At 69.9% G+C, this 14,832-nt stretch carries 10 protein-coding genes; 9 read left to right on the forward strand and 1 reads right to left on the reverse strand.

The features are described from left to right. The first annotated feature begins 9 nt into the window (after positions 1-9). Positions 10-891: an oxygenase MpaB family protein gene (locus FCN22_RS01075; RefSeq protein WP_137119674.1), complete on the forward strand. Its 882-nt coding sequence runs from the start codon at positions 10-12 to the stop codon at positions 889-891. Further along, positions 891-1,469, forward strand: a complete 579-nt coding sequence (gene thpR / locus FCN22_RS01080; RefSeq protein WP_137119675.1) for an RNA 2',3'-cyclic phosphodiesterase — start codon at positions 891-893, stop codon at positions 1,467-1,469. Before FCN22_RS01075 ends, thpR begins: the two co-directional genes overlap by 1 nt. A 54-nt stretch (positions 1,470-1,523) precedes the next feature. Here the strand turns inward: thpR and FCN22_RS01085 are convergent, their stop codons facing one another. Next, positions 1,524-3,209, reverse strand: coding sequence for a metallophosphoesterase family protein (locus FCN22_RS01085; protein WP_137119676.1), 1,686 nt, complete (start codon positions 3,207-3,209; stop codon positions 1,524-1,526). 148 nt (positions 3,210-3,357) lie between these two features. On the opposite strand from FCN22_RS01085, the gene FCN22_RS01090 reads away from it, so the two are divergent. From FCN22_RS01090 to narI, 7 genes are all read left to right on the forward strand, one after another. Next, on the forward strand, positions 3,358-5,010 hold the full coding sequence (locus FCN22_RS01090; protein ID WP_137119677.1) for an FAD-binding dehydrogenase: 1,653 nt from the start codon (positions 3,358-3,360) through the stop codon (positions 5,008-5,010). Positions 5,011-5,116: 106 nt separating this feature from the next. Beyond that, complete coding sequence (locus FCN22_RS01095; RefSeq protein ID WP_162308094.1) at positions 5,117-6,292, forward strand: AI-2E family transporter; 1,176 nt, start codon at positions 5,117-5,119, stop codon at positions 6,290-6,292. A gap of 261 nt (positions 6,293-6,553) precedes the next feature. After that, positions 6,554-7,801 (forward strand): MFS transporter, encoded by a 1,248-nt coding sequence (locus FCN22_RS01100; protein WP_137119679.1) that lies wholly within the window; start codon positions 6,554-6,556, stop codon positions 7,799-7,801. Between the two features lie 48 nt (positions 7,802-7,849). Beyond that, positions 7,850-11,599 (forward strand): nitrate reductase subunit alpha, encoded by a 3,750-nt coding sequence (locus FCN22_RS01105; protein WP_137119680.1) that lies wholly within the window; start codon positions 7,850-7,852, stop codon positions 11,597-11,599. After that, positions 11,596-13,278 carry a nitrate reductase subunit beta gene (narH, locus tag FCN22_RS01110; protein WP_137119681.1) on the forward strand — a complete coding sequence of 561 codons (1,683 nt, stop codon included), beginning with the start codon at positions 11,596-11,598 and terminating at the stop codon, positions 13,276-13,278. Before FCN22_RS01105 ends, narH begins: the two co-directional genes overlap by 4 nt. Then, positions 13,271-13,900 (forward strand): nitrate reductase molybdenum cofactor assembly chaperone, encoded by a 630-nt coding sequence (gene narJ / locus FCN22_RS01115; protein ID WP_137119682.1) that lies wholly within the window; start codon positions 13,271-13,273, stop codon positions 13,898-13,900. The genes narH and narJ overlap by 8 nt, the downstream gene beginning before the upstream one ends. Continuing rightward, entirely contained in the window at positions 13,897-14,640 is a 744-nt protein-coding gene (gene narI, locus FCN22_RS01120; RefSeq protein WP_137119683.1) for a respiratory nitrate reductase subunit gamma, read from the forward strand. Before narJ ends, narI begins: the two co-directional genes overlap by 4 nt. Positions 14,641-14,832 lie beyond the last annotated feature (192 nt).

The raw sequence follows: 14,832 nt of genomic DNA on the forward strand, positions 1-14,832 counted from the left end.
AATGGGGGTATGCGGGTGATCGGTGCCGTGCGCCGGCGGCTGGCGCAAGACGTGTTCGCACTCGTGGCCGGCGAGGACGGCGAGGGGACCCGGCAGCGCATCCACGGCACTCCCGGGCCCAGATGGTTTCCCCCGGACGCCCCGATCCGCCGGGTCCACGGCGACACCTCGATGTATGTCGGTGGGCTCCGTGCGCTGCTGCTGCAGTCGCTGCACCCGCTCGCCATGGCCGCGGTCGCGGACCACTCCGGCTACCAGAGTGATCCATGGGGACGGCTGGCGCGTACCAGCACCTTCATCGCCCAGACGACCTTCGGCACCGAGGAGGAGTCCGAACGGGCCATCGCGCGGGTGCGCACCGTGCACGACCACATCACGGGCACCGCTCCCGACGGCCGGTCCTACCGGGCCGACGACCCGCACCTGCTCAGTTGGGTGCACGTTGCCGAGGTCGACAGCTTCCTGCGGGCCCACCAGCGCTACGGCCGGCAGCCGCTCACCGCGGCCGAGGCGGACACCTACGTGGCCCAGACCGCCACGGTGGCGCGCAAGCTCGGCGCCGTCGACGTGCCGGGGACGCGGGCCGAGCTGGACGCCGACCTCGAGCGCTTCCGTCCCGAGCTCGAGGGCACGGCAGAGGCCCGGGAGGTCGCACGCTTCCTGCTCCGCGACACCCCGCTGTCCCGGCGCGCCCGGCTGCCCTACGCCCTGGTGTCGGCGGCAGCGGTGGGCCTGCTCCCGGCCTGGGCCCGCGTGCCGCTGGGGCTTCCGCACCAGCCGGTGGCCGAACGCACGGTCGTGCCGCTCGGCGGTCGGTGCGCGGTCGGGGGCCTGCGCTGGTTGGTGGCGGCCGAGCCGGTCCCGACCGCGGACGACGTCGCGACCTCGTGATGCGGATGTTCGTCGCGGTGCGTCCTGCGCAGGAGGTGCTGGACGACCTGGACCAGTTCCTCGAGCCCAGGCGGGCTGCCGATCATGACCTGCGCTGGACCGACCCGGATCAGTGGCACCTCACCCTGGCCTTCCTGCCCCAGGTCCACGAGGACCGGCTCGACGAGCTCGTGGAGAGGCTCGGTGACGCGGCTCGGAAGCAGCCGCCTTTCCAGCTGCGGGTGCGTGGGGGAGGGGCCTTCCCGCACGCGGCGCGGGCGAAGGTGCTGTGGATGGGGGTGCCGGACGACGCCGGGGCCGTGCTGGGGCGACTCGCCACGCGGTCACGCCACGCCGCCGTGGCCTCGGGATCAGTCGTCGACGGCTCACGGTTCCACCCGCACCTCACGGTGGCCAGGGTCCCCCGAGGGACCGAGGCGACCCGCTGGCTGCGGATCCTGGAGTCCTACGACGGCCCCACCTGGACCGCGCTGCAGCTGAAGCTGGTCGAGTCGCACCTCGGCGAAGGGCGACACCGGCGCGCTCGTCATGAGGTCCGGGCCACGCTCCCCCTCGGCCGGGCTGCGGAGTGCTCGTAGCCGGGCCGAGGCCCGTCCTTCGCCGCGCCGCGCCGCATCGCACGGCGGGGGACGTCAGGGTGACGGCACCGGCGAGATCGGGCTCACCGGCACGGTCGGGGTGATCGGGGGAACCGGGGTGGTCGAGGGCGTCTCCTGCGGCGGTTCGTCGGCGTCGACCTCCTGCTTGCTCACGCCCATCGAGGGACTGCAGGTGCGTCCCTCCGCCGGCGCGTTCGCGATCGTCTTGCCGTTGACGACACTGACGTCGTCGTAGACCGGGCGGCCCTGGATGAGGTTGCGGTAGGTGTAGGTGGTGAGGGACTGCAGGCTGCAGTTCTCGCCGAACACCGCGATGTCGAAGGAGTAGGGCTGGCCGGTCAGCTCTCCCTCGTCGTGGCCGCCGTTCTGGTCGTTCGTCGTGGCGCCGGTCAGGAAGTGGCTCACCGTGCCACCTCCGGTGAAGGTGCCGATCTGGATCCGGTTGCCCTGGACCTCCGCCACGTGCATGTGCCCGTTGATCCGCAACTGCCCGGCCTTGACCGCCTCCACCGCGGAGGGCTCGTGGGACATCAGGATGTCGGGACGAGGGTGGCGGTCCTGGAAGACCCGCTTGAAGGCGGCGATCGCGGGCTTCTGCTTCTGGTCGTTGTTCTTGTTGTCGTCGCCGAAGTACCGCGGGTCGTTGAACCCGGCGATGGTGATCCCGTGGACGTCGACCTCGGTGTAGTGCTCCGGGCTCGGCTCCAGCAGGATGACGTTGGGGATGCGCGCCATCCGCTGCAGCAGTGACTGGTCGTGCGGGCTGCTCGCATCGTGGTTGCCACGGACGAAGACGTAGGGCACCGGCAGGCTCTGGATGGACTGGAACAGTCCGGCGACCTCGGCCTCCTTGACGTTGCCGAAGTTGAGCAGGTCGCCGGTATCGATCACGGCGGTGATGTGCTCGTCCTCGATGATCTTCTTCATGATCGGGTACTGGTTGGCGCCGTGGATGTCCGACACGAGCAGAAAGCGGGCCGCGGCCGGCTTGTCGAGCTCCTGCGGCACGAACTTCTCCTGCAGCGCCTGCGAGAGGGCCAGCAGGTTCTGCACGTAGGGAGTGGCCTGCTCGGCGCGGACCCGCACGTCGGCGAGCAGCCCGGCGTTGCTGCGCACCGTGCCCAGCAGGCTGGTGGTCTTGAAGGCCGCCAGGTTGTCGGGACGGTAGGCATACCAGGCGCTACCCGCCGGAACCAGCACCGCGCCGGTGGTCGCGATCACCGCGATCACGGCCTGGACCCGGGTCGGTTTCGCCCGGCGTCCCACGGCCAACAGCCCGAGCAGCACCACCTGGGTCAGCAGCGCCCCCCCGACGAACTTGGCGCCCAGCTGGATGATCGCCGAGCGCAGGGCGTCGTCCACCTCGTGCGGTGCGGGCTCGAGCAGGTCGAGCGAGACCGGGCGCTGGTTGAACAACTCGGTGACGCTGGCCTTGAGCTGGACCGGCGCGTCGATCCCGGGCGCCGGTGCCCATCCACCGAACTCGAGGTCGATGTCCCCGAACGTCGTGGGGCTGTGCAGCGTCGACGCCTGGGTCGGGAGCGGGGAGAGCCGCACGTCAGCCTCGTAGTGCTGGGTCTGCACGGTCGTGGGCAGGATGCTGGTGGTGCCGACCCCACCGAGGAAACCCGCGACCCCCAGGACCAGCACGGCGGCGACGCGGGACGCGCGACGCCGCAGGGCCGGGCGCCCGGGGCGTTTCTGCTCGGGCTCGCTCATCTCGATGGTCGCGCTCCTCCGCCCTGCGGGCCTCGCTGCGCTCGTGTCCTCGGGCTGTCGTCACTGCTCATGACGCCCGCCATGCTAAAGCGGGGCATCCGAGCCGGTAGCCTCCGGGGACGACCCGTCACGACGATCGGAGCACCCAGTGGACGCGGACGTCATCGTCGTCGGCGCCGGTCTGGCCGGCTTGGTGGCCGCCGCCGAGGTGGTCGCCTCCGGTCGCTCGGTCGTGCTGGTCGACCAGGAGTCGTGGCGCAACCTGGGCGGCCAGGCCTACTGGTCGTTCGGGGGCCTGTTCCTCGTGGACTCGCCGGAGCAGCGTCGGATGGGCATCCACGACAGCCACGAGCTCGCTTGGCAGGACTGGCAGGGCACCGCCGGCTTCGACCGCGAAGACGAGGACTCCTGGGGACGCCGTTGGGCACAGGCCTACGTGGACTTCGCTGTCGGAGAGAAGCGCAGCTGGCTGCGCGAGCGCGGCGTGCGTTTCTTCCCGGTGGTCGGGTGGGCCGAACGCGGTGACGGCAGCGCCAGCGGCCACGGCAACTCCGTCCCGCGCTTCCACATCGTCTGGGGCACCGGGCCGGGGCTGCTCGAACCCTTCGTCCGCGCTGCGCGGCACGCCTCGGACCGCGGCCTGCTCAGGACGCGGTTTCGCCACCAGGTCGATGAGCTGGTGGTCACCGACGGTGTCGTCACCGGCGTGCGAGGCACGGTGCTCGCCGAGGCGGATGAGCCGCGAGGTGTGCGCAGCAACCGCGACAAGGTCGGCGACTTCGAGCTGACCGGCCAGGCGGTGGTGGTGACGTCGGGTGGCATCGGCGCCAACCACGACCTGGTCCGGGCGAGCTGGCCACGGCGGCTGGGCACTGCGCCGACGGACCTGCTCACCGGGGTGCCGGCATACGTCGACGGGCGGATGCTCGCCATCAGCGAGACTGCTGGCGCCCGCGTGGTCAACCGCGACCGGATGTGGCACTACGTGGAGGGGATCCAGAACTGGGACCCCGTCTGGCCCGACCACGGGATCCGGATCCTGCCCGGCCCGTCGTCGCTGTGGTTCGACGCGTTGGGGCGACGGCTGCCCGCGCCCCTCTACCCGGGGTTCGACACCCTCGGCACGCTCGCCCACCTGCGAAGCACCGGGCACGACCACTCGTGGTTCGTGCTGACCCAGCGGATCATCGAGAAGGAGTTCGCGCTGTCCGGTTCGGAGCAGAACCCGGACCTGACCGGCAGGGACCTGCGACTGCTGTTGAAGCGTGTCGGGCCGGGCGCACCCGGCCCGGTGGAGGCGTTCAAGAGCCGCGGCACCGACTTCATCGTGGCCGACACCCTGCCCGAGCTGGTCCGGGGGATGAACCGGCTGACGCCGGAGCCGCTGCTCGACCCGGCCGAGCTCGAGCGGCAGGTCGTCGCACGCGACCGCGAGCTGGACAACCCGTTCGGCAAGGACTTCCAGGTGGCCGCGCTGCGCGGGGCTCGGCACTACCGGGGCGACCGGTTGATCCGCACCGCGGCACCCCACCGCATCCTCGACCCGGCTGCCGGCCCGCTGATCGCGGTCCGGCTGCGGGTGCTCACCCGCAAGACCCTCGGCGGGATCCAGACCGACCTGTCCTCGCGGGTGCTCAGCCCCGACGGCGCACCGGTGCCAGGGCTCTACGCGGCCGGCGAGGTGGCCGGCTTCGGCGGCGGGGGGGTACACGGCTACCGCTCCCTGGAGGGCACCTTCCTCGGGGGCTGCCTGTTCTCTGGTCGCACCGCAGGCCGCGCTGCTGCCACAGTGGTGGCATGAGAACGCGCCCCACGAAGAGCACCCCGGCCTCCGATACTGTGCGGGGACCCCGGCCTCCGATATCTCGCGGGGACTCCCGCCTTCGATCCTTTGTGGAGGCCCCTGCGTGAGGAACCACCGGTTCGAGGGGCTGGAGGAGCCGGCGCGGGAGCGCGGCGATCACCCGGCATACCAACGCCGCCCCTCCGACAGCGTCAGCTGGGGCCTGCGAGTGGCCTCGGCGTGGGCAGTGCGCTTCCTCGCGGTGGCGGCGGCCGTCCTCGTCGTCGTCTGGCTGCTGGACCGGGTCGCCCTCGTCACCGTCGCCGTCACCATCGCGATCATGTTCTGCTCGCTGCTGCAGCCCGCGGTCGCGTGGCTGAACGGGCACCGCGTGCCGCGGCCGCTGGCGGCGCTCGTCGTCTTCGTTCTCGGCTGCGCGGTCCTGGGACTGGCCGGGTGGTTCGTGGTCACGCAGATCACCAGCAGCTACGGGACGATCGACGAGCAGATCGCACAGGCCGGCGACTCGATCCGGACCTGGCTGGTGACCGGGCCGCTCGACCTGTCCCAGCGGCAGGTCGACCAGTACACGACCCAGCTCGGCGACACCCTCCGGGGCAACCGGGGCTCGCTGGTCTCCGGCTTCTTCGCCACGGCCACCAGCGCGCTCGGTGTCCTGTCCGGTGCCCTCTTCTGCCTGTTCGCCCTGCTGTTCCTGCTCCTGGACAACGGTTCCATCTGGAACTGGTTCGTGCGCATCGTCCCCGCCGGTGCCCGCCGGCCCACCGAGGCCGCCGGCGCCGTCGCATGGCGGACCCTGACCCGCTACATGCTGAGCCTCATCCTGCTGGCGGTGATCAACGCCGGGACGATGGTGGTGATCATGCTGGTCGCCGGCATGCCGCTGGTGGTCCCGCTCGGCGTGCTGCTCTTCCTCGGCTCCCTGATCCCGCTCATCGGCATCATCGTGGCCGGGGCCGTGGTCGCGCTGATCGCTCTCGTGACCGCCGGGCCCACGCTCGCCCTCATCATGGTCATCGCCCTGATCCTCACGGTCCAGCTCGAGGGCAACCTGCTCAATCCGTGGATCCTGGGCAAGGCCGTGCAGATCCACCCGCTGGCCATCCTGGTGACGGTTACCGCGGGCACCCTGCTCGGTGGCATCTTCGGGGCGTTCGTCGCGGTGCCCCTCGTAGCGGTGGTCAACAATGTGGTGTCCGTGGTGCGTCGGACCGGTGCCGGGCCGGTCCCGCCCGCCGTGACCGGACCGCAGGGTGTGGCCAGCTCGGAAGGTGACTGACGCCACGTCCCAGGGCCACCGGGCCGGGACGATGGTCCCTTCTGGGGCCGGCTCGTCTCTCCTAGATTCGACAGCATCGACAAGGAGGGGTCTGTGCCCAGAACGCAGCAACGTGATGTCCCGAACGCCGCAACCCGCGGGAGGCAACGTGACTTCGTGACTTTGCCCGAGCCGGATGGCATGGTGTCCCGAACGGCGGGGCCCACCACCCTCGCCGGGGCCGCGAGGGCCCGCGCCGGGAGAAGTTCAGCAGGAGGCGAGATGACGAGCACTGCGCCCGGATCGCGGCGCCCGTGGGAGATGCTGGCGCTCGCGACCGTGGGCTTCGCCGTGACCTTCTGGGCGTGGAACCTGATCAGTCCTCTGGGCAGCCACTTCGCCGACAAGCTTTCGCTCAGCCCGTTGCAGACCTCGCTGCTCGTCGCGGTGCCGGTCCTGGTCGGCTCGCTCGGCCGGATCCCGGCGGGCGTGCTGACCGACCGCTTCGGCGCTCGAGTGATGTTCCCGCTGCTGGCCGCGATCACGATCCTGCCGGTGCTGTTCACCGGACTCTTCGGCACGTCCTACGCGGCACTGCTGGTCGGCGGCTTCTTCCTCGGCATCGGCGGCACGACGTTCGCGGTCGGCGTCCCGTTCGTCAACGCCTGGTTCCCGCCCGAGCGGCGCGGCACGGCCATCGGCATCTTCGGCGCCGGAACGGTGGGGACGGCCGTCTCCGCCTTCACCACGGTGCACATCAGCGACGCGCTGGGCAGCGCGGCCCCGTTCCTCATCGTGGCCGTCGTGCTGGCCGTCTTCGCCGTGGCGTCGTGGTTCCTCCTGGAGAACCCTCCGGGCCGTCCCACCTCGCGCCGAGGCTCAGCACTGGCCGGGGTGTGGGCCACCCTGCGCCGCCCGGTGACCTGGCAGCTGGCCCTGCTCTATGCGTTGGGCTTCGGCGGTTTCGTGGCGTTCAGCGTCTACCTGCCCACCAACCTGATCAACGCCTACGGCCTCACCGCTGGTGACGCAGCACTGCGGACCGCCGGGTTCGTCGTGTTGGCGGTCGTGGCCCGCCCGGTCGGCGGGTGGCTGTCGGACCGGTTCCACCCCGTCCCCGTGCTGCTGGTGTGTTTCGTCGGCTCGGGCCTGTTCGCGCTCCTCGCCGGGTTCGAGCTGCAGCTGCTGCCCGCGGGCACGGTGGCCTACCTCGGGTTGGCGATGCTGCTCGGCGCTGCCGCCGGCGCCGTCTTCGCGCTGGTGTCCCGCCTGGTGGAACCGGCCGCTGTCGGCTCGGTCACCGGCGTGGTCGGGGCGGCTGGCGGACTCGGCGGATTCGTGCCCCCGCTCGTGATGGGCAGCATCTACGGAGCAACGGGGAGCTACCAATGGGGCCTGTTCCTGCTGGCCCTGGCCTGCGCCACGGTGGCGCTGTTCACCTGGCGCGTCTTCGGGCACGGAGGTGACGCCCTGCCCGCCACGGACGAGTCTGCATCTGGCACCCTGACCGATACGAACAGCGATCTCTGACATCTTGACTGGTAAACCGCTAGGTAGGGCCAACGAAGGGACGTGCCGGTGACCACCACCTCCGCCAAGAACCCCGGCCCGGGCAGCCCCGGCCTCGACGACGGTGTCACCGACGCCATCCTGCGCACGAGTCGCTTCTTCCGGCGCGACCTGGTCTCGGACGACCTGCGCACGCTGCACAAGACGGGTGGGCGTGAGGCCGACAGCTTCTACCGCGACCGGTGGAGCCACGACAAGGTGGTGCGCTCGACTCACGGGGTCAACTGCACGGGGTCCTGCTCGTGGAAGGTCTACGTCAAGGACGGGATCATCACCTGGGAGGCGCAGCAGACCGACTACCCGTCGATCGGCACCGACCGCCCCGAGTACGAGCCGCGCGGCTGTCCCCGCGGCGCCGCATTCTCCTGGTACACCTACTCACCCACCCGGGTGCGTTACCCCTACGCGCGCGGCCTCCTGCTCGAGATGTACCGCGAGGCCAAGGCCCGCACCGGCGACCCGGTGCTCGCCTGGGCGGACATCGTCGAGGACCCGGAGCGGTCGCGCCGCTACAAGGCGGCCCGTGGCAAGGGCGGCCTGGTGCGGTGCACCTGGGAGGAAGCCGTCGAGATGGCCGCGGCCGCCCATGTGCACACGGTCAAGACCGCCGGGCCGGACCGGGTGGCCGGGTTCTCCCCGATCCCCGCGATGTCGATGATCTCGCACGCCGTCGGGTCGCGCTTCGTCAACCTCATCGGCGGGACCATGCTGTCCTTCTACGACTGGTACGCCGACCTCCCCGTCGCCTCGCCACAGGTCTTCGGCGACCAGACCGACGTGCCCGAGTCGGCCGACTGGTGGGACGCGGGCTATCTGGTGATGTGGGGCTCCAACGTCCCGGTGACCCGCACCCCGGACGCCCACTTCATGACCGAGGCGCGCTACCGCGGGCAGAAGGTCGTCGTCGTGTCGCCCGACTACGCCGACAACACCAAGTTCGCCGACGAGTGGATGCGACCGCACCCGGGCACCGACGGAGCCCTCGCCATGGCGATGGGCCATGTCGTGCTCAAGGAGTTCTTCGTCGACCGCACGACCGACGAGTTCACGTCATACTGCAAGAAATACACCGACCTGCCCTTTCTGGTCACCCTTGAGGAGCGTGCCGACGGCACCCGGGTCCCCGGTCGCTTCCTGACGGCGGCAGAGCTCGGCGGCGAGGAGGCGCAGGCCGAGAACGCCGGATCCAAGACGGTGCTGCTGGACGCAGCGGGAGCACCCACCGTGGTCAACGGCTCGCTCGGGTTCCGCTACGGCGAGCAGGGTGCCGGGCGCTGGAACCTCGACCTCGGCGACGTCGACCCGACCCTGAGCCTGTATGACGACCAGGCCGGTCAGGGGGAGGCATCCCGGTCCGAGTCGGTGCCGGTGCTGCTGCCCCGGTTCGACGAGCCGGACGGTTCGGCGGAGTCGTTGGTCCGCGGAGTGCCCGTGCGCGAGGTGGGCGGCAAGCTGGTGACGACGGTCTACGACCTGCTGCTCGCGCAGTACGGCGTGGGCCGGGTCGGCCTTCCCGGCGAGTGGCCCGAGGGGTATGACGACCCTGCCCCCTACACCCCCGCCTGGCAGGAGCAGATCACCTCGGTGCCGGCGGCCCAGGCCACGCGGATCGCCCGCGAGTTCGCGCAGAACGCCATCGATTCCGGCGGCCGCTCGATGATCCTGATGGGAGCCGGCACCAACCACTGGTTCCACTCCGACCTGATCTACCGGGCCTTCCTGACGCTGACCACGCTCACCGGCTGCCAAGGGGTCAACGGCGGGGGCTGGGCCCATTACGTGGGACAGGAGAAGGTCCGACCGCTCACCGGCTACACGCAGATGGCGACCGCGAACGACTGGTCACGGCCACCACGACTGATGATCGGCACCGGCTTCTTCTACCTGCACACGGGTCAGTGGCGCTACGACGCCTTCGAGGCGTCTGCCCTCGCCTCGCCCCTCGGCTCGGGCCGCTTTGCCGGCAAGTCGACGGCGGACCTGCTCGCCATGTCGGCGCGGCTCGGCTGGATGCCGTCCTACCCCACGTTCGACCGCAACTCGCTCGACCTCGTGGACGAGGCCGAGGCGGCCGGGGCTGATCCGCGCGAGCACGTGGTCTCGGAGCTCAAGGAGGGCCGACTGCGCTTTGCCGCAGAGGATCCCGATGGGCCGGGCAACGCCCCCAAGGTGATGACTGTCTGGCGCTCCAACCTGCTCGGCTCCTCCGCGAAGGGCAACGAATACTTCCTCAAGCACCTGCTCGGCACCGACGCCTCGGTGCGCGCCACGGAGGCGCCGGAGGGCCAGCGCGGCGAGGACATGGTCTGGCGGGACAACGAGGACGGGTCGCTCGACGGCAAGCTGGACCTGCTGCTCACCCTCGACTTCCGGATGACCAGCACCACGCTGTTCTCCGACATCGTGCTGCCGGCGGCCACGTGGTACGAGAAGTTCGACCTGTCGAGCACCGACATGCACCCCTTCGTCCACGCGTTCAGCCCGGCGATCCCACCGCCGTGGCAGACCCGCACCGACTTCGACGCGTTCCATGCACTGGCGCGGTCGTTCAGTCAGCTGGCGGCCACCCACCTCGGCACCCGCCGCGACATCGTGGCGATGCCGCTGGCCCACGACACCATCGACGAGATCGCCAACCCCACCGGGGAGGTCCGTGACTGGCGTGCCGGCGAGTGCGAACCGGTCCCCGGCGTCTCGATGCCCAAGCTGGTGATCGTCGAGCGGGACTACGCCGCCATCGCGGACAAGATGGCCAGCGTGGGCCCGCTCGTCGAGGAACTGGGCATGACCACCAAGGGAGTGACCTTCCACCCCGAGCAGGAGGTGGAGTGGCTGCGGCAACGGTCCGGCACGGTGCACCGCGGCGCCGGCGCCGGCCGACCCTCGCTGGCCACCGACAAGGACATGTGCGAGGCCGTCCTCGCGCTGTCCGGCACGACCAACGGACGCCTGGCGACGGAGGGCTTCCGGCAGCTCGAGGCGCGCACCGGGACCGAGCTCGCCGACCTGTCGTCGGACCATGCCGGCAGCAGGATCACGTTTGCCGACACACAGAACCGACCGTCGCCGGTCATCACGTCGCCGGAGTGGTCGGGCAGTGAGCACGGTGGCCGCCGCTACTCGCCGTTCGTGATCAACACCGAGCGGCTCAAGCCGTGGCACACGCTGACCGGACGGCAGCACTTCTTCCTCGACCACGACTGGATGCACGAGATGGGGGAGGCGCTGCCGACCTTCCGACCGCCACTCAACATGCACCAGCTGTTCGGTGAGCCGCAGCTCGGCGAGGGCGGCGCGACCGAGCTGACGGTGCGCTACCTCACGCCCCACTCCAAGTGGTCCATCCACAGTGAGTACCAGGACAACCTGCTGATGCTCAGCCTTTCCCGGGGCGGGCCCAACATCTGGATGAGCGCCCTGGACGCCGAGTCCATCGGTGTCAAGGACAACGACTGGATCGAGGCCGTCAACCGCAACGGGGTCGTCGTGGCCCGCGCGGTGGTCACGAGCCGGATGCCCCGCGGCACGGTGTACATGTACCACGCGCAGGACCGGGTCATCGACGTGCCGCTCGCCGAGGCGAGCGGCAAACGGGGCGGCATCCACAACTCTGCCACGCGGGTCCTCGTCAAACCGAGCCACCTGATCGGCGGATACGCCCAGTTCTGCTACGCGTTCAACTACATCGGCCCCACCGGCAACCAGCGTGACGAGGTCACGGTCATCCGCCGGCGCAGCCAGGAGGTGCAGTACCGGTGAAGGTCATGGCGCAGATGGCGATGGTGATGAACCTCGACAAGTGCATCGGGTGTCACACCTGCAGCGTCACGTGCAAGCAGGCGTGGACCAACCGCAGCGGGGTGGAATACGTCTGGTGGAACAACGTGGAGACGCGGCCCGGGCAGGGATACCCGCGCACCTACGAGGACCAGGAACGGTGGCAGGGCGGTTGGCGGCTGACCAGGACGGGCCGGTTGCGGCTGCGCGCCGGCAGCCGGCTGAAGAACCTGGTCACCATCTTCTCGAGTCCCACGATGCCGGCGATCCAGGACTACTACGAGCCGTGGACCTATGACTACGACACGCTGATCTCCTCGCCGCTGACGAAGCACACGCCTGTGGCGCAACCGTATTCGCTGATCAGCGGCCAGCCGATGAAGATCAGCTGGAGCGCCAACTGGGACGACGACCTCGGCGGAGCCCCGAACGTGACCCAGAACGACCCGATCCTGAAGAAGGTGTCGGACGAGATCAAGCTCGAGTACGAACGCACCTTCATGTTCCACCTGCCGCGCATCTGCGAGCACTGCCTCAACCCGAGCTGTGCCGCGTCCTGCCCGAGTGGGGCGATCTACAAGCGCAGTGAGGACGGCATCGTCCTGGTCGACCAGGACAAGTGCCGTGGCTGGCGCAAGTGCGTCACCGGCTGCCCCTACAAGAAGGTCTACTTCAACCACAAGACGGGCAAGGCGGAGAAGTGCACGTTCTGCTTTCCCCGCATCGAGGTCGGCATCCCGACGGTCTGCTCCGAGACGTGCGTCGGGCGGCTGCGCTACATCGGGCTGGTGCTGTATGACGCGGACCGCGTACTCGACGCGGCCTCCACCGAGGACGAGCACGAGCTGCTCGCCGCCCAGCGCTCGGTGTTCCTCGACCCGGATGACCCGGAGGTGCAGCGCGAGGCGGAGGCGGCCGGCATACCTCACGACTGGGTGCGAGCGGCGCAGCGCTCGCCGGTGTGGAAGTTGATCAACCGCTACGAGGTGGCGCTGCCGCTGCACCCGGAATACCGCACCATGCCGATGGTTTGGTATGTCCCTCCGCTGTCGCCCGTGGTCGACCAGGTCCAGGAGACCGGCGTGGACGCGGAGGACGTGGACACGCTCTTCGCCGCGATCGAGAGCCTGCGGATCCCGGTGGAGTACCTCGCCGAGCTCTTCACGGCCGGCGACACGGTGCCGGTGACCGGGGTGCTGCACAAGCTCGCGGCCATGCGCTCCTACATGCGTGACCTCAACCTCGGCCGTGACCCCCGGCCGGAGATCCCCGCGGGTGTCGGGATGAGCGAGGAGGACATGTACGAGATGTACCGCCTGCTGGCTCTTGCGCCCTACGACGAGCGTTACGTCATACCACCGGCTCACAGCGAACAGGCGCACCAGCTGGAGGAACTCGTCACCGAGTGCGCCGTGGCGAACGTGGACGACGGGCTGGAGCAGGACTACGCAGGCGTCTCCGGACCGTTCGGGGAGGGGTCGGGCGAGCAGTCCCAGCCGATCGCGGTCGAGACGCTGCAGGCGCTGCGCACCAGGCAGACGTCGGACGAGAGCTGGGGACCACCGGACAAGCATCGGCGGGTCAACCTGCTCAACTGGGACGGCCAGGGGATGCCGCGGGGCCTGTTCCCCCGCAAGCGGAAGGGTGACGTCGATGAGTGACGACCGGACGGCCGCGCTCTACCAGGCCGCCTCGCTGCTGCTGCAGTATCCCGACGACGCGGTGCTGGGCCGACTCCCGCTGTTGCGGGCCGTGGCGGCCGAGCAGCCCGCGGACGCTCGGGCGGGACTCGCCCTGGTGCTCGATCGGCTGGAGTCGGTGCCCGCGGTGGAGGTCCAGACCGACTACGTCGAGACCTTCGACCTGCGTCGCCGTTGCTGCCTCTACCTGACCTACTACGCCCACGGCGACACGCGCAACCGCGGCATGGCGCTGCTCAACTTCAAGTCGGCCTACCGCCGGGGCGGGGTGGTCCTCGACGAGGGCGAGCTGCCCGACCACCTCGCGGTCGTCCTCGAGTTCGCAGCCACGGTGGACCTCGCCGAGGGGCGCCGACTCCTGCTGGAGAACCGTGCCGGGTTCGAGCTGCTGCGGCTGGCCCTGCGCGATCGCGGATCGGCCTACGTCGGTGTCCTGGACGCGATCTCGACCACGCTGCCGACGATTCGCGGCGACGAGCGGGACGCGGTGGCCCAGCTGGTCGCTCAGGGACCGCCCGCCGAGGAGGTCGGCCTCGATCCCTACACGGACCTGGCCATGGCCGGACGAGGGAGCGGGTCATGAGCGGCGCGTCGACGCTCGACATCCTCCTGTGGGTGGTGTGGCCCTACGTCTGCCTCGCCGTGTTCGTCTTCGGTCACTGGTGGCGCTACCACTACGACAAGTTCGGGTGGACCACCCGCTCGTCCCAGCTCTACGAGTCGCGGCTGCTGCGTTGGGGCAGCCCGCTGTTCCACTTCGGCATCCTCTTCGTGTTCCTGGGCCACGTCATGGGACTCGGCGTACCCAAGTCCTGGACCTCGGCGGTCGGCATCTCCGACCACCTCTACCACCTGATGGCGATCACGATCGGGGCGGTCGCGGGCTTCTGCACCATCGTGGGGATGATCATCCTCATCTACCGGCGCCGCACCGTCGGCCCGGTGTTCAGTGCGACCACCCGCATGGACAAGGCGATGTACCTCGTGCTTGCAGTGGTCATCCTGCTCGGTCTGGCCAACACCGTCGGACAGGTCATCGGTGAATACGACTACCGCGAAGGCGTGTCGATCTGGTTCCGTGGGATCTTCCGGTTCAGCCTTCACCCCGACCTGATGGCCGCGGCACCGCTGACGTTCCAGCTGCACGGGTTCATCGCCATCTTCCTCTTTGCGATGTGGCCCTTCACCCGGCTGGTCCACGTCTTCAGCGCGCCGATCGGCTACCTGTGGCGACCCTACATCGTCTACCGCGCCAAGCCGGAGGGACGACTGGGCTCGGCTCCGACCCGACGTGGCTGGGACCGCAGCGACCTCAAGCGCTGATCACCCCGTACGGGAGCCACGGCACCAATCTCCTGGAATCGACCTACGTCCACAGGCTTTTGCCTCTACGGTGGCGTCACTACACGATTCGTCGAGGTGGCTCGCCCGGCGGGATGGTGCCGACCGGGGACTCGGGAGCTGGCCGTCGCCGACCACTTTGCCCGAGGGCCTGTTGGCCGCTCGGAGCAGCCG

The organism is Segeticoccus rhizosphaerae (assembly GCF_005222685.1).
Taxonomy (GTDB): Bacteria; Actinomycetota; Actinomycetes; order Actinomycetales; family Dermatophilaceae; genus Segeticoccus; species Segeticoccus rhizosphaerae.

Excerpts from the sequence above, each read along its gene's own strand:
- narI (WP_137119683.1), top strand. The coding sequence starts at position 13,897 with ATGAGCGGCGCGTCGACGCTCGACATCCTCCTGTGGGTGGTGTGGCCC.
- FCN22_RS01100 (WP_137119679.1), top strand. The coding sequence starts at position 6,554 with ATGACGAGCACTGCGCCCGGATCGCGGCGCCCGTGGGAGATGCTGGCG.
- FCN22_RS01075 (WP_137119674.1), top strand. The coding sequence starts at position 10 with ATGCGGGTGATCGGTGCCGTGCGCCGGCGGCTGGCGCAAGACGTGTTC.
- thpR (WP_137119675.1), top strand. The coding sequence starts at position 891 with ATGCGGATGTTCGTCGCGGTGCGTCCTGCGCAGGAGGTGCTGGACGAC.
- FCN22_RS01085 (WP_137119676.1), bottom strand. The coding sequence starts at position 3,209 with ATGAGCGAGCCCGAGCAGAAACGCCCCGGGCGCCCGGCCCTGCGGCGT.
- narJ (WP_137119682.1), top strand. The coding sequence starts at position 13,271 with ATGAGTGACGACCGGACGGCCGCGCTCTACCAGGCCGCCTCGCTGCTG.